The 26,569-nt window shown below is 58.3% G+C and carries 14 protein-coding genes; 8 read left to right on the top strand and 6 right to left on the bottom strand.

Annotated features, from left to right (window positions below):
- Positions 1–50: 50 nt before the first annotated feature.
- The gene (locus tag QF043_RS23085; protein ID WP_307420303.1) at positions 51–5,087 is read right to left on the bottom strand and encodes a hypothetical protein; all 5,037 of its coding nucleotides are present in this window, start codon (positions 5,085–5,087) and stop codon (positions 51–53) included.
- A gap of 450 nt (positions 5,088–5,537) precedes the next feature.
- On the opposite strand from QF043_RS23085, the gene QF043_RS23080 reads away from it, so the two are divergent.
- From QF043_RS23080 to QF043_RS23070, 3 genes are all read left to right on the top strand, one after another.
- A complete protein-coding gene (locus QF043_RS23080; RefSeq protein ID WP_307420302.1) occupies positions 5,538–6,959 on the top strand; it encodes an amino acid permease in 1,422 nt (473 codons plus the stop codon).
- A 257-nt stretch (positions 6,960–7,216) separates the two neighbouring features.
- Positions 7,217–9,241 carry a M3 family metallopeptidase gene (locus QF043_RS23075; protein ID WP_307420301.1) on the top strand — a complete coding sequence of 675 codons (2,025 nt, stop codon included), beginning with the start codon at positions 7,217–7,219 and terminating at the stop codon, positions 9,239–9,241.
- 85 nt (positions 9,242–9,326) lie between these two features.
- The gene (locus tag QF043_RS23070; RefSeq protein WP_307420300.1) at positions 9,327–14,501 is read left to right on the top strand and encodes a dermonecrotic toxin domain-containing protein; all 5,175 of its coding nucleotides are present in this window, start codon (positions 9,327–9,329) and stop codon (positions 14,499–14,501) included.
- A gap of 53 nt (positions 14,502–14,554) precedes the next feature.
- Here QF043_RS23070 and QF043_RS23065 read toward each other — a convergent pair whose 3' ends face one another.
- The gene (locus tag QF043_RS23065) at positions 14,555–15,694 is read right to left on the bottom strand and encodes an OpgC domain-containing protein (RefSeq protein ID WP_307420299.1); all 1,140 of its coding nucleotides are present in this window, start codon (positions 15,692–15,694) and stop codon (positions 14,555–14,557) included.
- Between the two features lie 222 nt (positions 15,695–15,916).
- Here QF043_RS23065 and QF043_RS23060 point away from each other — a divergent pair, with 222 nt between their 5' ends.
- Genes QF043_RS23060 through QF043_RS23050 form a run of 3 tightly spaced genes read left to right on the top strand, consistent with a single transcriptional unit; the run spans position 15,917 to position 18,751 of the window.
- Positions 15,917–16,291 (top strand): GtrA family protein, encoded by a 375-nt coding sequence (locus QF043_RS23060; RefSeq protein WP_307420298.1) that lies wholly within the window; start codon positions 15,917–15,919, stop codon positions 16,289–16,291.
- The gene (locus QF043_RS23055) at positions 16,288–17,241 is read left to right on the top strand and encodes a glycosyltransferase family 2 protein (RefSeq protein ID WP_307420297.1); all 954 of its coding nucleotides are present in this window, start codon (positions 16,288–16,290) and stop codon (positions 17,239–17,241) included. Before QF043_RS23060 ends, QF043_RS23055 begins: the two co-directional genes overlap by 4 nt.
- On the top strand, positions 17,231–18,751 hold the full coding sequence (locus QF043_RS23050) for a glucosyltransferase domain-containing protein (RefSeq protein WP_307420296.1): 1,521 nt from the start codon (positions 17,231–17,233) through the stop codon (positions 18,749–18,751). The genes QF043_RS23055 and QF043_RS23050 overlap by 11 nt, the downstream gene beginning before the upstream one ends.
- 101 nt (positions 18,752–18,852) lie before the next feature.
- On the opposite strand, the gene QF043_RS23045 is transcribed toward QF043_RS23050, so the two are convergent.
- The 4 genes from QF043_RS23045 to QF043_RS23030 form a co-directional block, all read right to left on the bottom strand.
- Positions 18,853–19,149: a cupin domain-containing protein gene (locus QF043_RS23045; protein WP_138816654.1), complete on the bottom strand. Its 297-nt coding sequence runs from the start codon at positions 19,147–19,149 to the stop codon at positions 18,853–18,855.
- 65 nt (positions 19,150–19,214) lie between these two features.
- Entirely contained in the window at positions 19,215–20,834 is a 1,620-nt protein-coding gene (locus QF043_RS23040; protein WP_138816652.1) for an FMN-binding glutamate synthase family protein, read from the bottom strand.
- An 83-nt stretch (positions 20,835–20,917) separates the two neighbouring features.
- Positions 20,918–23,179, bottom strand: coding sequence for a glycoside hydrolase family 3 N-terminal domain-containing protein (locus QF043_RS23035; RefSeq protein WP_307420295.1), 2,262 nt, complete (start codon positions 23,177–23,179; stop codon positions 20,918–20,920).
- A 101-nt stretch (positions 23,180–23,280) separates the two neighbouring features.
- A complete protein-coding gene (locus tag QF043_RS23030) occupies positions 23,281–24,045 on the bottom strand; it encodes a LuxR C-terminal-related transcriptional regulator (protein ID WP_307420294.1) in 765 nt (254 codons plus the stop codon).
- A 93-nt stretch (positions 24,046–24,138) separates the two neighbouring features.
- Between QF043_RS23030 and QF043_RS23025 the strand changes: the two genes are divergently transcribed.
- Both QF043_RS23025 and QF043_RS23020 read left to right on the top strand, forming a co-directional pair.
- Positions 24,139–24,960 (top strand): carbon-nitrogen hydrolase family protein, encoded by an 822-nt coding sequence (locus QF043_RS23025; protein ID WP_307420293.1) that lies wholly within the window; start codon positions 24,139–24,141, stop codon positions 24,958–24,960.
- 189 nt (positions 24,961–25,149) lie between these two features.
- Positions 25,150–26,475, top strand: a complete 1,326-nt coding sequence (locus tag QF043_RS23020; RefSeq protein WP_307420292.1) for an APC family permease — start codon at positions 25,150–25,152, stop codon at positions 26,473–26,475.
- Positions 26,476–26,569: the final 94 nt, after the last annotated feature.

The raw sequence follows: 26,569 nt of genomic DNA, 5'->3' as shown, positions 1-26,569 counted from the left end.
GGACTTGCCTGAAGCTTAGTCGCGGGTAGTCGGTTGGGGGGAAAATGTGTTCATGGCAGCGGATATTTAATGCTGGTCTTCAGTATGTTCAGCCAGATCGGGTCATTGGCCGGTGCCCAGCGAGGGCTCAGGCCATCATGGAAAAATACCCTCTTGTCCTCCAGGTACCAGACGGTCATTTTTATCTGCAGTTGCCGCATATAGTCCTGCGCCGGACACGTAATGGACGCCCAGGGGTCGCAGATATGCAGGTTCGCCCAATCGGCGCCCTGGAAATCCAGGGTCTGGGTCAAGCCCGCAGGGACCGTACCCACTACCACAAAGGTATGGCCCCGGCAGCTCCACACCTGAGCGACGCCACCATTGGTTCGGATCATTTCACACGCCACATGGGCCATCTGGTCACAATTGCCGGCACCCGTCTTGAGAATGACCTCGGTGTAGTTCGGGTGACCGATCTGGCTGTATTCCCACATCACAACGGGTTCAGCTTCTTTCAGTCGCAGGGTTTCTTGCGGGGGTTCACCTACGACGTTGGCGGATCTCAGGCCGGTCCTCTCCAGCATGGCCTGGGTGCTGGCGTTGGCTTGCTGGGCGAGGTACTGATTGTGCTGGGCACCCAGGCCTGGGTTTGGTGGCCAGATGTCCAATTGGACCGGGCGCGAGGCGACACTGATGTCCAGGCGTCGCCCCTGATCCGAGGCGTTGAGCAGCAATTCGCGCTGTTTCATGACACTCAGGGTGCTGGCTTTCTGGCGGATTTTTTCGATTTTTGCGGGCAAGAAGCCGCGCCTGCTCAACTGTCTGTACAGGACCTCCAGGGTCGGAAGTGTCACCAGTGGTTGGTCGGGAATCATCCCGCCTGCGCGTAAAAACTGCGTTTTGGTGTCGCAATAGGCCCTGATCAGGGCGGCGTCGTCGCCGCCTCGGCTGAAATTCAATTGGTGGAAGTGCAAGGTGTCGGCGCCGCTGGGCGTTGCGTTTGTGCGGTAAAAAACACCCACATCGGGCTCGGCCACCCAGTAAGATGTTGTCGTGTTGGGTAGGGTGATCTCCAGCGCCCGAAGGGTTCTACGGTCCTTGATGAGCTTCACCAGCCTATAGATTTCCACCACTTGGGTTTTATGGGTGAGCAGGTTGTCCAGGTCGTCTTCGGGCAAGCCGAACTGCGGCTCGTTGTCAATGCGCCTGCCTCTGACCCGCGGTTGGTAGATCAATACTGAGGGTTGGGGTTGAGGGGTCAGCTCGAAGCTGTCGTAGTGCGGAGTGACATCATGCACGTTTCGGTAATAGACCAACTGGCGTTTGTTGCCATCGATCATCGGCGCCGGCTGGATGCGAATATGGTCGAGCGCCTGGACTCGACGTTTATGAATCGAATCCTTAAAGGCGTACAGCCTTTTGGTGAAACAGATGAGGGGCACCCCCGGGCTGCGCTTTGCTCTGTCGACGGGGCAGACCGTGTCGAAGTGGTCGGTGAGCCTGGTATGGGCCGCTGAGGTGAGTTCGTCCAGCTGGCTGGGGTGTTTATGGGACAAACGCCAGACGCGGTCCTGGTCCAACAAGTCGGTCGCGTCGGCGCGTTGAATGAGCAAGGGCGTCGTGTCGAAAAAGGGCTCTACAACCAGCGCCTTGTAGCCGTCGACGAAGCTGACCGGGGTGACGGCCATCGTGGTGTCCAGTTGAAAACCTTCCAGCGCAGGACCGTATGGCCTTGCACTGAAGGGGTCAAAGGCATGCCAGGCGTTGGCCCGCCTGATCGCCAACAGAGGCGTCAACCCCTCAGGGTGCATCAGCGCGCCAGACCTGATGTCGGCGCGGTTGATCAGCCGGGCGTAATCCATCGTCGTTCCGTGGGCCAGACGTTGTTGGGCATGACGCAGTGCGCCGGCCAGTGCCCGCTGGCCTGAGTGGTTTAACCTGGCCAGGCCATAGGCCGTCAGGCGCACCACCGATGGCACCGCCTCCAGTGGGTTGAGCAACTCATTGATAAAGGTGGCACTGAGTCTGGTCAGTTGCAGCAGTTTCAAGTAGGCCGGTGCGGGCTTGACCAGGCGGCCCCAGCCGCTGGTCATGAAGCCTTTGGTCGGCATGACCAAGCCAAGCATGTCGAAAAAACAGCCCAGGGTGCCATCGAGCACGCGTTTGATTTCCCCGGAGGCGAGATCATGGCCGCAGGTCCAGAAGGGTATGAAGCCCAGCAGCGCCTCTAACAACTGCTCGCTGTTTTTTTTTCGCTCTTCAAGGGTGGTCAAGCCTTTGGCCTGGGCCACCCAGCTATCGACATCAACGAAAAAGTGGTGATTGACGATGGTGCTCGCCAACGTGAGGTTTCTTGGCGAGTCGAACACCAGCGGACGGGCAGTGGCCGGGAGCCCCGCGAAATGCCAGAGTCGATCCACGATAACGGTGCAATACTTGCCAGGTGTGGGTGGGCTGCCTTTGAAGTAGGCGCCCTCATCAATGGCCAGGCGACTGCCCTCATGCAAATACGCGATCGGTCGTGTGCTGTGGGGGGAGCCGGTGGTGACTTTGAGTGGGCGGCCTCCCAGTTCCAGGGTGGCGGGAAGGCGGGTGTTTTGTTGCACTTGATTGAGCAGGGGAAACAGTTCGTAGTCATGGAAGGTGTTGCCTGCCGTACAACGCAGGATGAAGCCGAACCGGCCGGTACGGGCCATTTTCTCTCCGGGCCCTTCCTCAATCTGCGGCTTGCTGGCGGCTTGCCTCACCACGAGCAGTTGTACTGCCCTCTCGTGCAAGCGCTTGCGGTCGGCCAGTGGTAACTGCGACAGCAGGTAACTGATCGCTTGGATATACGCTTCTTTGAGTCGTTGCGTGTAAGCCACTGCGGCCTCACTGAACAGCGCGTTGATATCGCGTAATTGGGCAAAGCTTTTTTTAAGCAGCGTGAGGTCGAGTTCGGGGTCGGTTGAACGCCATTTATCATCAACGGGTTGCAGGTGGCCGCCCATATGCAGATCCACCAGCGACTGAAGCTTTACGCCCGTGGTCGGCCTGTAGGAGGGGAGCCGAGAGGGGCCTTGTCCTTCTTGCAGGCATTTTTTCTTCAGCCTGCGGTGGTTGGGGAAGACGCGTTTAAGGTCCGTCGAGGCCAGGCTGCGGCGCGTGATGAGCTTGCTGCGCAAGGTTCCGGCTGCGTCGTGCAACGTCTTTATACGGGCCCTCAGGCGTTCTTTGACGGCGTCGAGTTCATCGGTTCGATAGGTCTGTGCCGGTCGCAGTTCGCCATGGACGATTGCCCAGTCGATCAGAGTGGCGGTGGCATAATGCTCGCGCCACAAGCGTTCCTGGTCCGTCGCCGGCTCCTGGATGGCAAGGGCGATGATGTCGTTGAACGCCAGCTGTCGTGTTGATCCGCAGGCGAGCTCTTCTGCCAGCATCACGCCTTGTTTGAACAGCATCCAGGCGTGGGAGGTCATGAAGTACAGCGAATCAGGGATGCCTTGCACCAAAAACTCCGGTGCGGCACCCGCCAGCAACAGGTGTGCGGCCAACCCTGTGGTTTGAGGCGTCGCAACACCGGCTTCAATCAGGTACAGCTCAAGTGAGCGGCGCAGGTCTGCATAGCGACGTCCATGGTAATCGCTGTGGTTCAGGTTCAGGCCGGCGAGGGTGTATCGCGCTTGCGCGGCCTGCGGGTCGAGATTGAGGATCAGCGCGGCAAGCACCAATGCGTTTCGACTGGCGTTGCTGGTCGTTTCACCGGGGGCGTGTCCAAACCAGCCCACGGCGCCGAGCAACGAATCGGCCAGCTTCTGCGCACGGGGAGCGGCAAGCAGTTGTTGCAGTTGTTCATCCGGTGGCCCAGGCGGCAGATCGGCGGCCAGCAGGTTGAACAATTCCGAGCTGGTTTGTGAGACAAACGTGGCGCTGATATGGATCACCTTGGCGCGTTGTTCGGTTGAAAGGGTCAGCGCGCCCGGTAGTGGCCTACCCAGGGCCTCCCAGTAATTGCCCAGCTGGGGGCTAGCGAGCCGGGTGGTTTCGAGGCGTTGTCGATACTGCCGCAAGGCGACGTCGGAATGCGCCAGATCACTTACGGGCGGCACCGGCACCGGTTCGCTGCGCCGCAGTTGTGCCATCAGCTCCCAGGCCGCCTCGCGATTATCCGGCAACGGCAGGTCGTGCAAGCTGAGCCACTGTGCGAGGCTGAATTGGCCGTCCTGATGGACGAACAGGTTCATGGCCGCAGCGCAGGCTTGCAAGCGTTCAAGGCGATCGCCCAGCGGCAGCTGCGACAGTTGTTCATGGCTGATGTCTACCCGTTGACCCCAAGGGCCGGCGCCTTTGATCGAGTGTTGCTGGGGGTCAAATTCGTACAGGCCGGGGGTCAGTGCATCGGGGCGAGTCAAGGCGAGAAACTGCGGATGCTCAGTGATCTCCCCGAGTAACGTTGCGGCGGTCTGCATGCTCACGGCCCAGAACGAGCCGCCATCCAGCGGGAAACGGCAGCGGTACACACTCAACAGGTTGAATGTGTGTTCGTTCAGGTCGTCTTCGATGATCTGTGCATGCAGTGCATTGGCTGCCGCGTGCAGATCCTGATTCAGTCGCTCGAACGCGTCCGCGAGCGCAGATTCGGTCCTACCCAGTGCGTCAATCAGCACGCCGCGTTGGGCAAGCGTAGTCGGTTGGGGGTAGCCGTGGAACCGCAGCACCTGACGGGCGCTCAGTGACAGGTTTGCGGCAGGGTAGGCCAGGCCGATGGCATCAGGGTCGATGATCAGGGCGATGGCCCGAATGGGCGGCGCGAGCTGCTGCCAGCCGCTGGCGTCCTCATAGGTGAAGGTGGCACCGTTGGCATACAGAGTGCCGTTGCGCACGTTCACTTCCATCGGGTTAAAACGCCGCTGCCCGGCCCAGGCCACGAAAGAGGGGTGGCCGAGGGCTTGGCGATAGAGCCCAAGCCAGCAGCCGAGGGCGCTGTGGGTCGGCACCGGGAGTGAGTCTGCGGGAGCGTAGGGTTCGGTCTTGAGGTGTGCAATCAGGGTGTCCAGCATTTGCCGATCGCCGTCCTGACGCTGGGATGGCGTCGGCTGCTCATGCCGGGTGGTCAATTCAGTCATCCGTGAAGTCTCGTTGAAGGTCATCACAGAGCGTGCCGGTTGCGGGCGCAGTCTTCACCGGGACCTTTCGCCTTTTTCCATGGGTTGTATCGCTATGGCGTGAAAGCCTTGAGATAGAGCCATCGCAGTGACCATTGGGCGATGGTAGGGGCATGACGATGCACCCTGGCTGTGCAATACTCGCCGCCGTTTCGCCCCGTGGCCTTTCACGCGGGATCAGCTAATGCCCCTCCATAAACCGGCTTTTTCCCGCGAGGTACCGCTGAAATTGGCGTGTTTTATAGTGAAAGGCCCTGTGTCGAGGTTTTTATACTGCACGGCCCGCTGATCTTGCCCGGCAAGAAGGGTCCGTCCATGAGGCGGCCCCGGTTTCGACAAGGGCACAGGCTTACCGGCCTGCACCCCGGAAACTCGACGGACAATCCAATAACAAAATGAGGTTGTACCTTTATGCCAGTCGGCAACCCACTGCCCCATGGCGAGACCGCTCAAGGCGGCCCGCTCAAACGCGAACTCGGTGAACGGCATATTCGCCTGATGGCCCTTGGCGCCTGTATCGGTGTCGGCCTGTTCCTGGGTTCGGCCAAGGCCATTGAAATGGCCGGCCCGGCGATCATGCTCTCGTACATCATTGGCGGCCTGGCGATCCTGGTGATCATGCGCGCCCTCGGCGAAATGGCGGTGCACAACCCTGTCGCCGGCTCGTTCAGTCGTTACGCCCAGGACTATCTCGGCCCCTTGGCGGGCTTTCTCACCGGCTGGAACTATTGGTTCCTGTGGCTGGTGACCTGCGTGGCGGAAATCACCGCCGTGGCCGTGTACATGGGCGTCTGGTTCCCCGACACCCCACGCTGGATCTGGGCCCTGGCGGCGTTGATCAGCATGGGCACGATCAACCTGATCGCGGTCAAGGCGTTCGGTGAGTTCGAGTTCTGGTTCGCCCTGATCAAGATCGTCACGATCATTGCCATGGTCATCGGCGGCGTCGGTATCATCGCGTTTGGTTTTGGCAATGACGGCGTGGCGCTGGGCATTTCCAACCTGTGGGCCCACGGCGGCTTTATGCCCAATGGCATCACGGGAGTGTTGATGTCCTTGCAGATGGTAATGTTCGCCTACCTGGGCGTGGAGATGATCGGCCTGACCGCCGGTGAAGCGAAGAACCCGCAGAAGACCATTCCCAGTGCCATCGGCTCGGTGTTCTGGCGCATCCTGCTGTTCTACGTGGGGGCGTTGTTTGTGATCCTGTCGATCTACCCATGGAATGAAATCGGCACCCAGGGCAGCCCGTTCGTGATGACCTTCGAGCGTCTGGGCATCAAGACCGCTGCGGGCATCATCAACTTCGTGGTGATCACCGCTGCGCTGTCGTCCTGTAACGGCGGCATCTTCAGCACCGGGCGCATGCTCTACAGCCTGGCGCAGAACGGCCAGGCACCTGCCACCTTCGGCACCACCTCGAGCAACGGCGTACCGCGCAAGGCGTTGCTGTTGTCGATCTTCGTACTGTTGCTGGGTGTACTGCTCAATTACATGGTCCCGGAAAAAGTCTTTGTGTGGGTCACTTCCATTGCCACGTTCGGCGCGATCTGGACCTGGCTGATGATCCTGCTGGCCCAGCTCAAGTTCCGCAAAAGCCTGAGCCCGACCGAGGCGGCTGGCCTCAAGTACCGCATGTGGTTGTACCCGGTCAGTTCCTACCTGGCGCTGGCGTTCCTGGTGATGGTAGTGGGGCTGATGGCGTACTTCCCCGATACCCGTGTGGCGCTGTATGTGGGCCCGGTGTTCCTGGTGGTGTTGACCGTGCTGTTCTATGTGTTCAGGTTGCAGCCAAAGACCGTCGCTCAAGGGACGGTGCGTTCCGCGTCCTGATGTGTGTCTCGTGACAAAAAGCCCCACCCCGTTCTACCGTTGGGGTGGGGCTTTGACTGCCGTATTTTCTGCACGATCCTCTATTTGCGGTGCGGTGCCTGCCGCCCCTCGGGCCCGATATCGCGAGCACTGCGCCTGTGTATAACGCGGGGCATCCGGTTCCGCGCGTTATCGCTTGCTCATATCTATCTATCCCTCCAACGATAATTCATTCCCTAGGCTGGCTGCTTCGACAGCAACCTTTGAAGAGTGATTTCATGTCTGAAAGTAATCCACTGCTACTGCCCTACGACTTGCCACCGTTCTCTGCCATCAGAGCAGAACACTTGATGCCCGCCATTGAGCAAATCATCGCTGATAGCCGCAACACCACCGCCACGATCATTGCCAGCCAGTCGTTATTCCCCACCTGGGACGACCTGGTGCAAGCCGTGGAGGCACTGGAGGCACGCCTGGATGGCGTTCTCAACGTCATTGAACTGCTTGACTCTATTCCCCAAGAGTCGGCCTGGAAACAGGCATCACACCGCAGTTATGAGCTTGCAATGCAGTACCGCGCCGAATTGGCCGCGAACAATGACCTGTATCAGCTCCACCGCCAACTTGCCGATAGCCCGATCGCAGCCCTTTTCAATCAACAACGCCAAAGCGCGTTGCGTAAAATACTGCGCAAGTACCACTTGGCTGGCCTTGATCTTTCTCCCGAGAAGCAGCTAAGGCTGAAAGCGTTGAACCTGCAAATCGACACATTCAGTCAGGAGTTCCTGCGCCGTGTGAGAGAGTCCAGCGACGCATGGCGTAAGCACATTCAAGACAAGGCGCTGCTGAGCGGACTGCCTGACGCAGCCCTGGCGCGCATGGAGGCCGCGGCTCGGGCTGCAAGCCTGGATGGCTGGTTATTAACCCTTTCCGAGCAGTCCTTTCAGGAGGTGATGAGCTACGCCGACCATCGAGCCTTGCGCCAGGAAATGATGATGGCTTACTACAGCCGTGCCGTGGGCACCGGTCCCGACGACATTGCCACCGACAATGAACCGGTTCTGACCGTGTTGCTCGACAGCCGTCACCAGAAAGCACAACTGCTCGGCTATGCCAACTTCGCCGAACTGGCGTTGGTGGAACAAATGGCGGAGACGACCGATGAGGTCACTGCATTTGTGCATCAACAGATTGATCAGGCACGCACGACATTTGCCTATGAAGCACAACAACTTCAACGCTATGCCGCGCAACGCGGTATCGATGCGCTGGAACCCTGGGATTACAACTATTATGCGGAAAAAATTCGCCAGGACGTGGCGGGTGTCTCCCAGGACGCCGTGCGCAAATACTTCCCACTGGAAACGGTGCTGCAACGCTTGTGCGCGTTCACCAAAATGCTGTTCGGCGTTGAGCTGATTGAACAAACCACGGTCGATACCTGGCACCCGGATGTGCGGGTATTTGAGCTCAGGGAGTACGCCGAGCCCATCGGGCATTTGTTTATTGACGCCTATCGTCGCGTGGCAGGCGGCGCGATCGGCATCGCCTCGGGCTTGCGCAATCACCGGATGACGGCCGAGGGGCGTCCACAGCGGCCGATAGCCGTGCTACGCAGTCAGTTGCCACGACCGATAGCGACCCAGCCTTGCTTGCTGGATCATCTGCAATTGAGGGTCTTATTGCATGAATTCGGCCACTGCCTGCAGCACCTGTTGACCGTGGCCCCCTATCGGGCGATTTCCGGTATGGGCCAGTTAAGTCATGACGCGGCGGAATTCTTCGGCCAAGTGCTGGAGCAATTCTGCTTTACCCCATTGTTCCTGACCTGGCTATCCGGCCATTTTCAGACGGGAGATTCCTTGCCTGACGATATGGCCACTCAAATGTGCCGATTTGTTCACACCCAGACCAGCCAGGAAACCGCCAGTATTTTGCTCACGAGTCTCGTCGACTTTGAGTTACACCGTACCTATGGCGACGGGCGTACACCTCATGAAGTTTTCACCCATGCCAACGTTGAAGTCGGGCATTTGCAATGGCCTGATGGCGCCCGTCCGATCAACAGCTTCGCACAACCGATGGGTAGCTATGGGGCCAAAATGTATTCCTACAAGTGGTCTGGTGTGCTGGCTCGCCAGGCTTTTGAACGGTTTGAGCGTGATGGCCTGTTCAACCCTGAGACCGGGAAAGCTTTTCGTGATGTGTTTATCACTGAGGGCGATACCCGTACGTTGTTGAGCTCACTTGCGCTTTTCCGGGGTGAAGGCGAGTGGTGTGTCGAGCATTCCACTGGAGCATGACGCGCCGTTGTATATGTAGTCCCACGGCTGAAACTTGAAACACCAGAGTGATCTTCAGCAGCCAATCCGGCCCGGAGAGCACTCAATGAGCACTGACACCCCACCGTATTTTTTCAGCGAAACCCAAACCGATCGCACGCAGCTAACAGAGCGCCAACGCTCACGCAACTTTACCCTCAAGGACCTTGACTGGTTCGACTCGGTCTATCTGGCCACCGATGCTTTGCGGCGGGCACAAAAAACGCCGATGCACGTGCAAACCCTGCAACTGAATGTGCCCGGTCAACCGGCTATTGAATTGGCGGGTGCATTCGTCATGAGCCCCGCCCCAGAAGGCGGGGTTGTTCTCTATACACCCGCTCGTGGTCTGGAAAAACTGGAAAGCCATGAAACACTCAAGACGCAACTGAAGTCGTGGCTCAAAGACGCGTCGCAGCGCCAGGCGTTGCTTGATTACCTTTCCATCTCCCAGCAAGTCACTCTGACGCCGACTGCAACCCTGACGATTACCGCACATACCGTGGCTGGCGCTGTCTTCGAAGCACAACATACGACCCTCTCCAATAACGTGCTCGAAAATGCTCGTTTGATGCGCGAGGAGTTGCTCAAGCTGCCCAGTTTCACTTCGCTGCTGGATGAATACATTTCCTCCAAGTTGGCGCAGTCTTTTACGGGGGGCGATCAGCGCCAAATCCAAGTGCAGAGTTATGTCATCGACGCATCCAGCGAATCGGGCAATTCTGATTCACCAACGCCCCGACACACGAGCACCCGCTCCTTGAGCGAAACTGTGCTCAGGTATTTCGTCGCCAATGCCTGGCCTGCGGGTGAAACCCGGCGCTACTACAACCCCCGGCAGCCTACTCAGGAAGCTGATGATCAGTTGCGTTGGGACGTATCAGTCCAGGGATTGGCCCGGGGCTTGAAAGCCTATATGAAGCAACAGCCCAAGACATTTTGGACGCTGCCGGCCGCCGCCGGGTTCTCGCGGCTACAACTGTTTACCCATGCCATGGCCAATGCCTTTTTCACGGTGGCGCTGGAGCAACAACAGCAAACTGCGATTACGGTTGAGCAGCGTCTGCAACTACAGGCGTTGCCGCTCAAGGCTGCGCTGCCCGCGACAACGCTTGCTCCTGCGATCGATGTTGAAAAGGCACTGCTGAGTGAGCCTGAACAGACCCCCGCCGAGCTGGCAGGCACACTCATCATCAGCAGTAACAAAAGCGACGATGGCTCGCCCTGGCTGCTCTATACCCCTCAACAAGGCCTGCAATCGTTTACCGAGTTGGGAGCACTCAAAACCCACCTTCTTGAGGGTCTCAACTCCCGGCAACCTGCCGATGCCTGGAGAAAGCACCTGTCCCGGCCGGAACGCTATAACGAAGTCGACCTGCTGGCCTGCGACGTCACCAAAAGCCCCATCACCGGGGTTATTTTCCAACGCATCATGGAGGGCATCATTGACAAACAAGGTCGCAACCTTGAATACGCCCTCGATCAATATCGCCTGAGCCAGGGCACGATGGACCTCGATGCCCTGGTCGACCATGTGCTGGATGTACGTGGCATGATTGACCCAACATTACTGACCTTCGAACCCATGGGGCGTTGGAGTACCCAGTTGACAGAGACCTGGACGGCGACGGTGACTGAACCCAGGATTCCACCAACGCTTGCTGCAATGCGCACAACGGTGCATTTACTCGAAAATGTCACCGCCGAAATCGAACAACACCTATCGTTTCGCTCCTCGCTGGAGCGTTCCGTTATCACCTATCTCAATACCAGACTGTACGCTATCAAGCAGCAACACTTGCAGGCTGCGTGCCTCTCGGTACGTCAATACAGCAACCCTTCGAATGGCACTGACAAACCTCAACTGCTCTCATCGAGCCGTATGGTCGACTATTTTCTGGCGCGTTTATGTGGCGAAGCGGGCCCACTCATCGATCCGCTTAACGCTCACGTCTACTCAACCGCTCCTGGCAAACCCGCCACTAAAGTCTCAAGTATGGACGCCACTGCCTTCAATACGCTGATCACCAGTGCAGTCGGTGGGTTTAAACAGTACCTGCGTAGAACCCACAGCGTGTCCCCCAACATGCAGCCCTTGCTGAGAAAGGCAATGGAGATGGGCTTGACAGGGGAAGTGCAAGTCAGGCTTTGGAACAACGCCTTATTGCCCCGCGACTACGAAGTGCTGTTGACCGTGTTAGGTATTTACGCCAGAGACTTACGCCCTGGCGTCAATGGGTTCCGCCCTGATGCGTTTTCTTTGCAGGTCGTACCGACTGGGCAGAATACGCCGCTGGTACTCAATAACTGTTTCGTGCTGACCGAGCGCGGCGGGCTTGATCCTCAATATTCCGGCCGCACGCTGCTGTGGACGCCCGCGTTGGGCCTGGAAACTTTCTCCTCATTGAATGACTTCAAAGCAGAGATGGATCGACGCCTGGCAATCCCGAACGAGCGACAGGCTTTCCTGGCGAACCTGGCGCCACCGGACTGGGACGCACAACCGAGCTATGCATTCAGTTCCCTTGAACTGATCGAAGACAACCTCGTTGAGCACTTGCAACGAACCTACGTTCAACAAAAAGACCGTGAATTGGCCCGAATTCTGTCCATGCAGCTGTCGGTCGATCAGTTGCGTAAGCTCTGGCAGGTTCAAGCCACACAAAGCCTGGCGCCCACCAACGTGCAGCGCGCCAAAGACATGGTCCAGGCCATGATCCGGCAACAGGGTTTGCAATGGTTGGGTAAAGCCCGTGCTGTGGATCAGCAGCTGTACGTCGAATTGCTGGAGCAGTATCGAAACAACGTCACCGACAATCAGGATTACCTGCACGGGATCGACTCACTGGCTCAGTTCACGCTCAAGAAACTCAGCACGCTACTCAAGGACCTTGGCGCTCAGGGCAGCGTCACTCCTGATGAAATCGAAGTCGGGCTGCCGGCGCAGGGCAGTACGCCTGCCCGCAACCAGTCGCTGCTGGACTATGCCTTGAGCCATCAATCGTATTGGAACGATGAGGTGCCTCTCTTCGCCAGCACCGGTACAACGCCGTTGCCATCCACCCTGGATGCGCAGACGCTGAAAACGCGGATACAGGCGTTGAACATCAACGCGGCTTACCAAACGTACATCAAATCCTTCCTGGGCCCTGCCAGCCCGGACTTTGAGCAACGCTCTACGCGATTCGCCAAGCAACTGCCGTGGCAATTGATGCAATACGCTCACGGCATGAGGTTGCAAGACCAGCTTTCACCGACGGCCTTCGGGCTCATTCAACAGATCATGGACATGCCCGATGCGATCGCCCGTGCGACAGTGGTGGATGCCAACGCCATGATCCGCCCTCTGGAACTGTTGGTCGATGACGGGAAGAAAACCATCAAGATTCCCGGCGCTTATTTGATCGGCTCCGCCTCCGGTGACGAGGGGCCTCAAGTCCTGTATGCCCCCTATAGCCCAGGCTACACCCTCAAGGAATATACCGTTGAGGCTGCACTGTGTGCTGAGTTGACGGCCGCCGGCGCCTTACAGCGTTGGGTTCGGCAGGTGGTCCCGGCCGTTGACCAAGCGGCACTGACAAGCGCACTGGAGCAACCCCAGGCCAGCACTACTCTGCAGCTGGCAAGCAACCCCATCAACGCTGCGCTGTTCAAGCAGCTGTTTACCGACAATGTCGAGCTGCTGACAACGTTGCTGGGCTGCCAAAAAGCCGCTGATGCAGGCACTGCCTGGGATACGGCCAAGGCCGTGTTCTCTGAGGGCGTGCAGGCGGCCACTGTATTTTTTGCCGGCAAACTGGCCTACCCCCTGGTGGTCTGGCAGAGCTATAAACTGTTCAAGGCTGCTGCCGAAGAGTTGCAAAACCACCAATGGCATGAGGCGCTGGGGCATTTCATCGGGGGTGTCGCCTTGCTGGCCGGTTTGCGCAATTCCATGCCTCCCGTATCAGAGGGCGGCATGCCCACGGCACCCGAGCCGATCCCGCCGCCTTCCACACCTGAGACCTCTGTGGTGTCCTGGCCCGCGCTGGACATTACCGCTGCTTCCCGCACCCGGCTCCAGCGTTTCGAAGTCCTTGAGCCGGGCTTGGCCAACCTGATCAAAGACACCTCACTCAACCTTTACCGATCGACCTCCAACCATTACTACGCGGCGGTGGCAGGGAAAGTGTTCGAAGTTATCAAGCATGGCCAGGGTTGGCGCATCATCGGTGATGGCGAAGTCGGTCCTGAGGTACAGCGCAACCCTCGACAACAGTGGATGCTCAGTAGCGCAGGCCCAGTGCTGACGGGGCGACGGACAATTGCACGACTACTTAATCGCTTCTACTCAGAGCCATTTGCGCGCTCCAGTATGAATGTATTGGCCAGCGGGATGCGCGAGATACGAGCGCTTTACGCTCGGGAATCCTGGGTTATCACCGATGCACTCGCCTTGGCGACGTTTTATGCAAAGAACGCCCAGGAAAATTTGCGCCTGATCGCACAAACACCCCTTGCTGCACCTGAGCTGGTCAAACAGATCAAAGCGTTTTTCGGCTTGCAGACGCTCGAGGTCGAACACCTTGAAAAAATTCAGGAGATCGTCGATACGGTCTGCACTGCGTTGATGGAGCCCTCACTGACCTCCTTGGACTCAACGCGATTTGTCATTGGCCATTCGCGGTTGCCGGCTCTTCAGGGCGGACACACGTTGATGGCCTTTACGATTGTCCCTGACCCCCTTCAACTGGTGTACTTGACCGAGGTGTTTTTCAATCCAGGTCTGAAATACAGTCATTTGTTGATAAAGCCGTTCTATGTCAGCGTCCATGCCCGCGCGACCACCCTCATTCACGAAATCACTCATCATGTATGTGAGACGTTGGACTTGGCTTACGTGCATTCAACCCATCCCTTTGATGACCTGATTGATCCCCAAACCCCTGAGGGCCGTAGCACTAAAGTAACCCTGGAAAACCGCCATCTTTCAAGGCTGTCGCTCAATACCCCGACCCGTGAGTTGTTCCAGGTTGTCGATATTGCGACCGGCATCAAAACAGACCCTGCACAGGGCACGTCAACACAGCATGTGCTCGACAGGCTGCTCACCGTTACCGGCGCCAAAACCCTCGCCGATGCGCGGCGAGTTTTCCGTACCGATCCGCTTAAACGCATCCTTACGGTACTTAACAACGCCGACTCCGTCGCCTACCTGATTGCACAAATGGGGCGTCGAAAAGAGATACCTGTTGGCTTATGACTACAATGTCAGGTCATCGCCCAGGCGTTTGCTCCTGCGCAGCGAGGCGGGCATTAACCTATTTGGCTTGTCTCGCTTGAGGGGCGTGGCGCCTGGTTGAGGTGTTTGTTGAACTCCATCCAGGCCGCGAGGGCCGACATCAGCACCACACCGAGCAAGGCGGTGAGTAATTGCATGACCACGGCGTCATCCGCCTGGGCATTGAGCATGTCCGCCAGTGGCGCCAGCACCACGCCCAGGCAGAACACTTCCAGGGAATAACGGCCCATCTGGCAAATCCGTTCAGCCAGACGGTTTTGCGTCCATTGCGGGTTTGGCAGCAGCTTGGCGGTGACATAGGCCAGCGCCAGGAAGTGCACGAGACGCACCGGTGACAGGTTGGTCTTGCTGATGGGGTACAGCAGGTTGCTGAGCGCGGTGGGCATCACCGCATCATGGACTTCAGGCCAGAGCCACGACAGCGTGATCACGCCGGCCACCACCACATACAGCGCCGCCGCGACGAACAGCGGCTGGCGCTGCAAGGGGCGTGTCTCGGGCGCGCTGGGCCGCTGGCTGTAAATCGCCGCGGCGCCCCCCAGCACAAACAGCAATTGCCAGGTGACCGGGTTGAAATACCACACGCCATCGGCAATGGCGCGCAGGTTCCAGCCCATCCACGGCGCCATCAGGTATACCACCAGAGAGACACTCACCACGGCCCAGGGCGCGCGCACCATCAGCGGCAGCACCACGGACAAACCAGCCAGCAAGACGATGTACAACGGCAACGGATCCATCAGGTTGGGCTTGAAGCGCAACAGCAGTTCATCGGTCAGTGCCTGTTGCGGGTGGGTGACGAAGTGCGTCAGGCCCATCTCCGCCACCAGGTCGCGGGTTTCTACATGGTTGTTGGCGAAGAACACGATACCCATCAGCATGGCCAGCAGGAAAATATGCACCACATACAACACCCAGGTGCGACGCAGGATTTTCAGGCAGGCCATCCAATAGCCTTCGCGCTGCATGACCTTGCCGTAGGCCAGCACCGAGGCGAACCCGGCGAGAAACACGAAGACCTCCGCTGCGTCGCTGAAGCCGAAGTTGCGCAGAGTGATCAGGCCGAGAGGGTTGTGGGGGACGTGATCCCAGAAAATGAAGATCAACGCCAGGCCCCGAAAAAAATCGATGCGCGGGTCGCGTCCGTTCAGCATGGCAGCGGGCTCTTGAACAAGTAGTTGAATAACGATAGGTGAGCGCGCGCGTTGTCGTACGCCGCACGTCGGGCGGACGAAGGTTGGCGGTATTTGTAAGCAATTGCAAAGGTTGGGTATTACTGAATGTCTCCATGCGGCGGACGGGCTACCTGTCAACTTTGACAGTAGACGCAATAGGCCCGCCATGGCTTGCTAGGCCAGCCGCCACAGGACAACTTTATGCGCCGAGTATGGAAGGGATTCTCCAGCTACACGGTCATTGGTATCGCCAATACGGTGATCCATTGGCAGCTGTTTTTTGTCTTCAGGGTCGCCTTTGAGATGAGCCAGGCGGCGAGTAATTTTCTTGCCTTCGCGGCGGCGGCGTCGCTGTCCTTTTACATGAATGCGCTTTACACCTTTTCCATGCCGCCCTCATTGCCGCGTTATAGGCTGTTCATGCTCTGCATGGGCGGCTTGAGCCTGGTGGTGGGCGGGCTGGCCGATCGCTGGAGCATGCCGGGCATTGTCACCGTGCTGGTGTTTTCGCTGATCAGCCTGGTGTGCGGGTTTTTGCTGTCGCGCTGGGTGGTGTTTCGCGAGCGTGACCAATGAAAATCTCGCTGGTGGTGCCGCTGTACAACGAGGAGCAGGCCGTGGACGGGTTTTACCGCGCGGCGCGGCAGGAGCCTTTATTGCGCAAGCATACGGTCGAGATTGTATTTATCAACGACGGCAGCACCGACCGTACCGCTGAACGGGTCCACGCGCTCGCCATGGCTGACAGCGACGTGATGTTGATCAACTTCTCGCGCAACTTCGGCAAGGAAGCCGCCTTGTTCGCCGGGTTGGAGTACGCCACGGGTGGCGCGGTGGTGCCCATGGATGTGGACTTGCAAGACCCGCTCGAGGTCGTTCCGCAATTGCTTGCCGAATGGCAAAAAGGTGCCGATGTGGTGTTGGCCAAACGCCGCAACCGCGCCAGTGACGGTTACCTCAAGCGCCACACTGCTTCGCTGTTCTACCACCTGCTCAACCGCATCGCCTACACCCACATCGAGGAAAACGTCGGCGATTTCCGGCTGATGGACCGCAAGGTAGTCGACGTGATCAAGGCCCTGCCCGAGCAGCAACTGTTCATGAAAGGCGTGTTGTCCTGGGCCGGCTTTACCGTGGCCATCGTCGAATACGACCGCGCCCCACGCGCCACGGGCCAGAGCAAGTTCAACGCCTGGAAACTCTGGAACCTGGCACTGGACGGCATCACCTCATTCAGCACCTTGCCGCTGCGGCTGTGGAGTTATATCGGCGGGTGTATTTCGCTGGTGGCATTGGTGTATGCGGGGTTTTTGATCGTCGACAAAGTGTTGTTTGGCAATGACGTGCCGGGGTATCCGTCATTGATGACCGCGATTTTGTTTTTGGGCGGGGTGCAACTGATTGGGATTGGGATATTGGGGGAGTATGTAGGGCGGATTTATATGGAGGCCAAGCATCGGCCGAGGTATGTGGTGAAGGAAGTTATACGTGAACCCATAAAGGAGGGCATGCATAATGTGGGCTAAGCAGGTATTAACTAAGAAGCAGGTACTGGTTTTTTTCTGTGTGGTGTCATTAGCCTATGTATATCCTATTATTCGTGCCGACTATGCCTATGTCGATGATAGTTGGCGTGCATTGTTGTTGGAAGGGGCGAATTGGAGAGATCAGGGTCGGATTTTGCTGGAGGTGCTGCATAAGTTTTTAACGTTTACAGGAGGCACTACCAATATATTTCCCTTGCCGTTATTAATTGCCACCTTCGTCATGGCGTTGGCTATGACACGTCTAACCTTCTGGTATTTCTCACGGCCGGATATCTTTGCTTGTCTGGTCATATTGCCAATTATCTGTAATCCGTTTTTTTTAGGTAACATTACCTATCAGTATGACGGCCCCGGTATGATGTTGGCAGTGGTGGCTGTTATCTATGCAATCACTTGTATGCAGAGAAAAGCGCTTGTGCGCGGGCTGTTGTCGGCCATATTAATTGCTGTATCGCTAGCGTTGTATCAGCTGACGATCACTTTGTTCGTCGGACTTTGCTGTATCGAATTTCTATGGAGTGTAAGAAATAGGGTCGAGGTGAAGAAAATTCTAATAATGTGGGTCGAGCGCGGTTTGCAATTGTTGGGGGGCGGGTTGATCTATTACTTCACAGCTCATCAGCTTGTTACGAGCAGTCGCGGCAACAGCCTCCCCTTTGACTCACGATGGTTGGGTGTAGTGAGCGATAGGTTTGTGTTTGCCATGGACAGTGTTTACGCGTTGGTCAACACTTGGAATATTGGTATTTTTGTAATTTTGGTGATCACTGCAATGGTTGGGTTTGTTTTTTGGCTGAAAAACATCCCCACTTTAGTGGGCGGTCAGTTGGGCAGGGGCGTTTTGTTGGTTGGGTTCATAAGCTCGATCGGGGTATTACTGTTGTGTGTGCCTGGAGCAATGCTGTTTGTAACCGAAACTAATCAGGATGCGAGGAATTATATTGGTTTTTCTGCACTGTTGATGTTGTTGTTTTTGCTCGTCTACGATGTCTTGGAACGGGTGTGGGAGGTGCTAAAGTTACTGCTGGTGATACCGGTTTTGCTGATGTTTTCATTTTGCTATGCCTATGGGCAGGTGTTGATTGCCAAGAAAGAGTTGGAGTCGGCCGTTGCGCAGTACATTGCTTACGATATAGTTGCTCATGAGCAGCTTAGTGCGGCTAAAATATTTTATTATATTGGCCCGCGCACGGCTGGTAATTGGCTTCCACGAGGGCATGCGGCAATGACCTATATGCCGACGCTAAGATTTATCTTGAGCGGTTCGAATACGTTGCTGCATCCACAGTTTATGACAAGGCTGGGTATCAATAATGTGGTGGAGGGTGATCGCGCTGTCTATGAAGCTGCCGTTGCATCAGGCAAGCATTACCGCCGAGTAGTAGACAGAAAGTTCTATTCGATCGACCTGACGGACCAGGGGGGGTTTATCCTATTCAAGGAAATCCTGGATCCGGAGGACTACACGCTGCAAATCAACGAAAAATGAGCCTGGGCGTAGGCGCCGCAAATGGGCATCGTCAGTGTTTATGCCGCTATCACTTCAAGCGTAAATAAACTCTGTTGTCGACTCCAAGTTTGGACTCGTCTCTAGATATCCATTATTACCAACGTGCCATGGCTCCCTGCAACCACGGCATGCGCAACCCCTGCTTCCACAAGGTACATCTGCCCGGCGCTCACCCGAATCTCTTGATCACCAATGCTCAGGCGCAACTGACCGTCGATCACCAGCAACCCCTCATTGTAGTCATGGGTTTCCTCTTCATAAGCTTGCTCATCCATACGCAACACCTTGATTCGCGCCGGGCCGACCTGGCCCAGTCGCGTGGATTTCCAGCTGTCGGGGAGTTGCGCGGCAATGGCGCTGAAGTCGAATAACGGCATGTGAAGCTCCTTGTTTCAACGATGCCGTCGGTGGTCCGGTTCAGCGGTCAAGAGTGTTCGGATATTTATGCGGCAGCCACTTCATGCGGCTCAAAACTGTCCGCCCGCGCCATCTGCCACATGCGCGAATAGAACTCGCCGTTCACCTCGCCGGTGAGCAACTCGCCAGGCTTGAGGAACACATGCAGCTGCGAGAACAGTTTGATTTCGGTCGCCGACATGCGCCGCACCAAATGCTTGGCCGACAATTGCGACGGATGATCCAGGCCGGCCGCAGCGAGCATTTCCGCCAAGGCGTGCAGCGTGTTGCGGTGGAAGTTGAACACCCGCTGGGCTTTGTCGGGCACCACCAGCGCACGCTGGCGCAGCGGGTCTTGAGTGGCCACGCCCGTCGGGCACTTGTTGGTGTGGCAGCTTTGCGACTGGATGCAGCCAATGGCGAACATAAAGCCGCGCGCCGAGTTGGCCCAGTCCGCGCCGATGGCCAGCACGCTGGCGATATCGAAGGCGCTGACGATTTTGCCGCTGGCGCCGAGCTTGATCTTGTCGCGCAGGTTCAGGCCCACCAGGGTGTTGTGCACAAACAGCAGGCCTTCACGCAGCGGCACGCCGATATGGTCGGTGAACTCCACCGGCGCGGCGCCGGTGCCGCCTTCCTTGCCGTCGACCACGATAAAGTCCGGGAGGATGCCGGTCTCGAGCATGGCCTTGGCGATGCCCATGAACTCCCACGGGTGGCCCAGGCAGAACTTGAAGCCCACCGGTTTGCCGCCGGACAGTTCACGCAGTTGCGCGATGAACTGCATCATCTCGATCGGTGTGGAAAACGCGCTGTGGCGCGACGGCGAGATGCAGTCCTCGCCCATCATAATGCCGCGCGTTTCAGCGATTTCCTGGGTGACTTTGTGCTTGGGCAGGATGCCGCCGTGGCCGGGTTTGGCACCCTGGCTCATCTTGATTTCGATCATGCGCACTTGCGGGTTCTGCGCCTGCACGGCAAAACGTTCCGGGTCGAAACGGCCATCGCTGGTGCGGCAGCCGAAGTAACCGCTGCCCAGTTCCCAGGTGAGGTCGCCGCCGTTTTCGCGGTGGTAAGGGCTGATGCTGCCTTCGCCGGTGTCATGGGCAAAGTTGCCGAGCTTGGCGCCTTGGTTCAACGCGCGAATCGCATTGGCGCTCAACGAGCCGAAGCTCATGGCCGAGATGTTGAAGACCGAGGCCGAGTAGGGCTGTGTGCACTGCGGGCCGCCGACCATCACGCGAAAGGCGCTGGGATCGCTGAGCGGCGCGGGGCGCATGGAATGGCCGATGAACTCGAAGCCCGACTGGTACACGTCGATCAGGGTGCCGAAGGGTTTGTCGGCGGTTTCGTTCTTGGCGCGCGAGTAGACCAACGAGCGCTGAGCCCGGGAGAAGGGCAGGGCGTCGCTGTCGGATTCGAGCAGGTATTGGCGAATCTCCGGGCGGATGGCTTCCACCAGGTAACGGATATTGCCCAGGATCGGGTAGTTGCGGCGCACCGCGTGGGGGCTTTGCAGCAGGTCGAAAAGACCGATCAGGCTGAGGACGCCGGTGACCAGGGTGATGGGCCACAGCCACTCATGTTCGATAAAAGGCAGGCTGGCGAGGGTGAAAATAACGCACACGGCAAAGAAGGCGTAACGGCTTAGCAACGACAGGCTCATACGGTTTTTCCTCAGGTTCAACTCTATAGGTCGATCGGCCATTCTGCGCCTGTACGGAAACCATAGACAACCTGTGGGAATAATCAGTTTGGCCGCACCTGTAGGACAGACTGGCCCGGAATAGACAACTGGCGGCTATCGGTGACCTCGAATTGCGCCTGGTGGGTGGCGGTCGAGTCGGCCCCGACGAAGACGGTAAAGGTGCCCGCTTCGACCACTGGCGAGAGGTTCATATCCAGGAGGGCGAAGTCCTCTTGATCGAGGGTGAAGGTCACGTTCCGCGCCTCGCCGGGGGCCAGGTGCACTTTTCGAAACCCACGCAGTTGGCGGACGGGGCGGGTCACGCTGGCGACGTCATCGCGCAGGTACAACTGGACGATTTCGTCGCCGGCACGCTTTCCGGTGTTGGTGACGGTGACCTCGACGGTCAGGGTTTGGGTGGACGCAAGCCGGGTGCTATTCAGTTTGGGCGTTGAGTAGCTGAACGTCGTATAGCTCAAGCCAAAGCCAAATGGGTAGGCTGGCGCCTGATTGATATCCATGTAGTTGGAACTGTACCTGTCGGGCGAGCCGTCGGCATTGCTGTTGGGGCGGCCGGTGTTTTTATGTGCGTAGTAAAGGGGGATCTGCCCGACGCTGCGTGGGAAAGTGATCGGCAATTTGCCGCTGGGGTTTACATCGCCAAACAGCACATCCGCCACGGCATGCCCCATTTCGCTGCCGAGAAACCAGGTTTCAAGCAATGCAGGTGCCTGTTGAAGGGGCAACGTGAACACCAATGGGCGACCGTTCATAAGGATGACTACCACGGGTTTTCCGGTGTCCAGAAGCGCGCGCAATAACGCCTCCTGGCCGCCGGGCAAGCCAGGTTCGGCGCGGCTCTGACCTTCGCCGCTTTGCTCGGCATTTTCGCCCAGTACGGCGACCACTACGTCGACGTCGCGGGCGGCTTTTTCGGCCGCCGCGATACCTTGGGTGTCGGCGTTGCCGGGGGAGGCTCCGGGCAGGTAGGTTACATCGGTGTTGGTGGAGACGGCGTTTTGTATGCCTTGCAGAACGGTTACCGCGCCGATGGGTGTGCCTGGCCAGGACGCCGGGCCGATGGAGGCGGCAGCATCTGTGGCCAGGCTGCCGACCACCAGCACCCGGCTTAGTTTCTTCGACAGAGGCAGCAATTGACCGCTGTTTTTCAGCAATACGATAGACTTTTGCCCCGCCTCACGGGCCAGAGCACGATGCTGCGGCAGGTCCGCGCTATTGGCTTCGCGGATCGGGTCGCTGTAGCGGTAAGGGTCTTCAAACAGTCCCAGGCGCTGCTTGGCCTTGAGTACGCGACGCACGGCTTCATCCACGTCTGCCATTGAAACCTGGCCGTTGCGTATGAGCGTCGGCAGGTGTTGCCGGTAGGTCTGGCTGGCCATTTCGATATCCACGCCAGCGTTAAAGCCCAGCCATGCCGCATCGGATGGGGTGCGGGCGATGCCGTGCAGGATCAGTTCCTCTATGGCGGTGTAATCGCTGACGATAATACCGGTGAAGCCCCACTTTTGACGCAACAGCCCTGTCAGTAAAGCCTTGTTGCTGTGCATGGGCGTAGCGGCGACCTCGCTGAAGGCGGGCATGATCGCGTCGACGCCCGCGGCTACGGCCGCCTGGAAGGGGGGCAGGTAGATCTCCCGCAAGGTTCGTTCCGACAGATCGGCGATGTTGTAATCCCGGCCGCCCTCGCCAGCCCCATAGGCAACAAAGTGTTTAGCGGTAGCCATCATGTACGAGGTGTCAGGCGGGCCTGAGCCGTGAAAACCGCGCACTCGCGCAGCGGCCAGGATCGAGCCGAGAAACGGGTCTTCACCTGCACCCTCCACCACGCGCCCCCAGCGTGGGTCACGCGTTATGTCGACCATGGGTGCGTAGGTCCAGTGCACACCGCTGGCGGTGGCTTCAACAGCCAACGCGCGCGCACTTCGTTGCGTCAGATCAGGGTCCCAGGCCGCAGCCTCCGCCAGTGGCACCGGGAACACGGTGCGAAAGCCATGAATGACATCAAGGGTAAACAACAGCGGTATATGCAAGCGTGAACCTTGTACGGCCTGTACTTGCAGCTGGCGAGTCAGGTCGGCACCGTAGGCTCCGATGACAGAACCGACGGTTATCGTTGGCCGTTCTTCCAAGCCGTTTTGATCAACGACAGTGCCGGTCGGTGTTTCCTTGATGCCGAGCAGGCTGAGTTGGGCGACTTTTTCCTCCGGCGTCATTTGCGCCAGTAGGCGTTCGACAACATCATCCTGGGCGGTTGCTGCCAAGGCCAAAAAGCTCAGTAATAGCATCAAGAGGCGAGTAGACATGGGCATCAACGCTGGCCGAAATATGCACATAAGTGTTCAGCGCGCAGGCAAACCCAGCTACTGTCAGAAATAACAGTTCATCAACGGTTTCAGACAAACGGTCAGGCGTTTTGCGCCTGAAGAAAGATCGAGAACAGCTCCGACTGGGATTTGATCCCCAGCTTGCTGTACATGTGTTTCTTATGGACTTTCACGGTCTCCACCGAGATTTCCAGCTTGCGGGCGATTTCCTTGCTGGAGCAACCGCTGAGCATCAAGCGGCCTACATCCAGCTCGCGGGCGGTGAGTTGCGCGCCCCAATCATCCTTTTGAATCGGCGGTTGCGGCGCGCTCACCTGGTTCAGTTCATGGGGCAGGCGCTGGCGCAGCAGGCTCAACACCCACGGCTGGATCAGTGACAGCAGGGCAATTTGCTGTGGGTCAAAACGCTGTTTCGAGCCCAGCGACAGGCACAGGGTGCGCCCGTCCGGCAGGTGGCAATTGAACTGGATTTCATCGGCCACCACGTTCAGGCGAAAGTAGCGCTGGTAGTACTCGGTCAGCTCGAAATGCTCCGGCGCCACTTCCGCCAGGCGTAACAGGCCGGTGCGCGCGTGTTCGCGGCTGGCGATGTAGAACGGGTCGAGGAGGTACAGGCCGTTGAGGTAGTCCTGGAACAAATGGTCCGGCGCGCCGTCGGCGCCTGGGCATTCGGCGAACACCAGCGGGCGGTGCTCACTGCTGAACAGCAAGGCGACCCAACTGTCGGACGGCACGTACTGGTCCAACAGCCGCACAAGCTGGGTCCAGAAGTTGGGCTGGTCCAGGGCGTCTATCATTTGCCCCACCGAACGGTGCCAGGCGATGTCTTGCAGCGTCATGCTCATCAATCTACCCCTATCGGGTTACCCCCGCCGCGTAATTCCCTGGCCGGTGTTGGCTGCGCATACTGCGGCACGGATAAAGAACAAGGAATACCCATGAAGGTCGAATTTGCCCAATTGGCAGGCCGCGATAACGGTACAGCTTACAACCTTGAGCGCGCCTTGGCGGCCATTGCTGCGTGCGCCGCCGACACGCAACTGATCGTCTTCCCGGAAACCCACTTGATGGGCTTCCCGTCGGCCGAGACCGTCGCCGCGATCGCCGAACCGGTAGACGGCCCCACCGTACAAGCGGTTATCCAGGCGGCCCGTGCGCGCAATATTGCCGTGGTTATCGGCATGGCCGAGCACGACGATGGCCAGTTCTATAACACCACCTTGCTGATCACCCCCGAAGGCATCGCCCTGCGTTATCGCAAGACCCACCTGTGGGCTTCGGATCGCGGCGTGTTCAACCCGGGTGATCGCTACGCCACGTGCCTGTGGAACGGCGTGCGCGTCGGCCTGCTGATCTGCTACGACATCGAGTTCCCGGAAACCGCCCGCGCCCTGGCGCAGTTGGGCGCCGAGCTGCTGATCGTCACCAACGGCAACATGGACCCGTACGGCCCCACGCATCGCACCGCAATCATGGCTCGCGCCCAGGAAAACCAGGCGTTTGCGCTAATGGTCAACCGGGTCGAAGAGGGTGACGGCGACCTGTTGTTCGCCGGCGGCAGCGCGCTGGTGGACCCGAACGGCACTTTGCTGTTTGAAGCCGGGCGCGAGGAAGGGCAATTCACTGTCGAGCTGGATCTCGACCAATTGGTGGCGGCTCGCAAGGACTACCGCTACCTGGATGACCAGCGCTTGAAATTGCCCGGCGAGGTGATTGAGCGCAGCGATGGCACGCGCGAATTGCTGATCCCCCACGTTTAAGACTGGCCCCTTGTGGCGAGGGAGCTTGCTCCCGCTGGGGCGCGTAGCGGCCCTAAGATTTTGGTGCCGCTGCGCAGCCCAGCGGGAGCAAGCTCCCTCGCCACAACAGCAGCATTAAGCATAAAAATAGTTTGCGCTTCACCGACTTCAGTTCTGCCATAAATCTAATAAATCAGCGGAGAATCGCTCATGGCTCGTTTGCAACGCACCCTGTCGTTAGGGTCGGTGGTGCTGTTTGGCATCGCCTATATGACGCCGATCATTGTGCTTGGCACCTTCGGCATCCTCGCGCAATCCACCGGCGGCATGGTGCCGGCCGCGTACCTCGCGGCGCTGGTGGCGATGTTCTTTACCGCCATGAGCTACGGGCGCATGGCCTCGGCTTTCCCGGTGGCCGGTTCCGCCTACAGCTATGTGCGCAAGGCTATCAGCCCCAAGCTGGGTTTTATCGCCGGTTGGGCGGTGTTGCTCGACTACCTGTTCCTGCCCATGGCCATCTGGCTGATCGGCGCTGCGTACCTGCACTCGGCGTTCCCGACGGTGCCGCAGTGGGTGTGGGTGCTGGCGTTTATCGGCATCACCACGGCAATCAATATTATCGGCTTGAAGCTCGCCAACGGCATCAACGCGCTGCTGATGCTGGTGCAGTTTCTGGTGCTGATCGCATTCGTCGCGCTGTGCATCCACTACATCGGCGGTGACGCGAGCAAGCCACTGTGGACGCTTGCCCCCTTCTTCAACGGCCAGATGCACATGCCGCTGATCATGAGCGGCGCGGCCATCGCCTGTTATTCGTTCCTGGGCTTTGACGCGGTCAGTACCCTCACCGAAGAAACCCGCGACCCACGCCGCACCATCCCACGGGCGATCATGCTGATCACCTTGATCGGCGGGCTGATCTTCGTGGGGGTGTCGTACTTCGTGCAGATCGCGCACCCCTCGTTTGAGTTTGCCGATGTGGACTCGGCGGCCTATGAGATTGCCCGCAACGTGGGCGGCGACCTGTTTGTGTCGATCTTCCTGATCGGCCTGATCGTCGGCCAGTTCGCCTCGGGGCTGTCGGCCCAGGCCAGCGGTTCGCGTCTGTTGTTTGCCATGGGCCGTGACGGCGTGTTGCCCAAGTCATTCTTCGGCACCTTGCACGCGCGCTTCGGCACGCCGGTCAACAGCATCCTGTTGTGTGCGGTGGTGGCCTTGCTGGCGTTGAAGCTCGACGTGACCACCTCGACTTCTTTCATCAACTTCGGCGCGTTCCTGGCGTTCAGCCTGGTGAACCTGTCGGTGATCTTTCACTACTGGATCGGCGCCAAAGCGCGCGGTGTGCGTGAGGTGATTCTGTTCCTGGTCTTCCCGACCATCGGCCTGTTGGCGGACCTGTGGCTGATGGTCAGCCTCGATCACCTGGCGATTTACCTGGGCGCGGTGTGGTTGGCGATTGGCGTGGTGTACCTGGGCTTCCTCACACGCGGTTTCTCAAAGCAACCGCCGGAAATGGACTTTCAGGAAGCGGCATAGAAGCAGTCGGCCTATTCTTATTGCAATCGGTTCTCGTTTGGGCGCATGATTTGTGTTACTGTATAACACTTCAATTGCACCCAGACGCCCCGGA

This window comes from Pseudomonas sp. W3I7 (assembly GCF_030816095.1).
Taxonomy (GTDB): domain Bacteria; phylum Pseudomonadota; class Gammaproteobacteria; order Pseudomonadales; family Pseudomonadaceae; genus Aquipseudomonas; species Aquipseudomonas salomonii.
The sequence above is the reverse complement of the archived record's forward strand: the minus strand, read 5'-3'. Positions and strand labels throughout refer to the sequence as shown.

Coding starts and splice junctions, on each gene's coding strand:
- QF043_RS23085 (WP_307420303.1), bottom strand. CDS start 5,087: ATGACTGAATTGACCACCCGGCATGAGCAGCCGACGCCATCCCAGCGT.
- QF043_RS23080 (WP_307420302.1), top strand. CDS start 5,538: ATGCCAGTCGGCAACCCACTGCCCCATGGCGAGACCGCTCAAGGCGGC.
- QF043_RS23075 (WP_307420301.1), top strand. CDS start 7,217: ATGTCTGAAAGTAATCCACTGCTACTGCCCTACGACTTGCCACCGTTC.
- QF043_RS23070 (WP_307420300.1), top strand. CDS start 9,327: ATGAGCACTGACACCCCACCGTATTTTTTCAGCGAAACCCAAACCGAT.
- QF043_RS23065 (WP_307420299.1), bottom strand. CDS start 15,694: ATGCTGAACGGACGCGACCCGCGCATCGATTTTTTTCGGGGCCTGGCG.
- QF043_RS23060 (WP_307420298.1), top strand. CDS start 15,917: ATGCGCCGAGTATGGAAGGGATTCTCCAGCTACACGGTCATTGGTATC.
- QF043_RS23055 (WP_307420297.1), top strand. CDS start 16,288: ATGAAAATCTCGCTGGTGGTGCCGCTGTACAACGAGGAGCAGGCCGTG.
- QF043_RS23050 (WP_307420296.1), top strand. CDS start 17,231: ATGTGGGCTAAGCAGGTATTAACTAAGAAGCAGGTACTGGTTTTTTTC.
- QF043_RS23045 (WP_138816654.1), bottom strand. CDS start 19,149: ATGCCGTTATTCGACTTCAGCGCCATTGCCGCGCAACTCCCCGACAGC.
- QF043_RS23040 (WP_138816652.1), bottom strand. CDS start 20,834: ATGAGCCTGTCGTTGCTAAGCCGTTACGCCTTCTTTGCCGTGTGCGTT.
- QF043_RS23035 (WP_307420295.1), bottom strand. CDS start 23,179: ATGTCTACTCGCCTCTTGATGCTATTACTGAGCTTTTTGGCCTTGGCA.
- QF043_RS23030 (WP_307420294.1), bottom strand. CDS start 24,045: ATGAGCATGACGCTGCAAGACATCGCCTGGCACCGTTCGGTGGGGCAA.
- QF043_RS23025 (WP_307420293.1), top strand. CDS start 24,139: ATGAAGGTCGAATTTGCCCAATTGGCAGGCCGCGATAACGGTACAGCT.
- QF043_RS23020 (WP_307420292.1), top strand. CDS start 25,150: ATGGCTCGTTTGCAACGCACCCTGTCGTTAGGGTCGGTGGTGCTGTTT.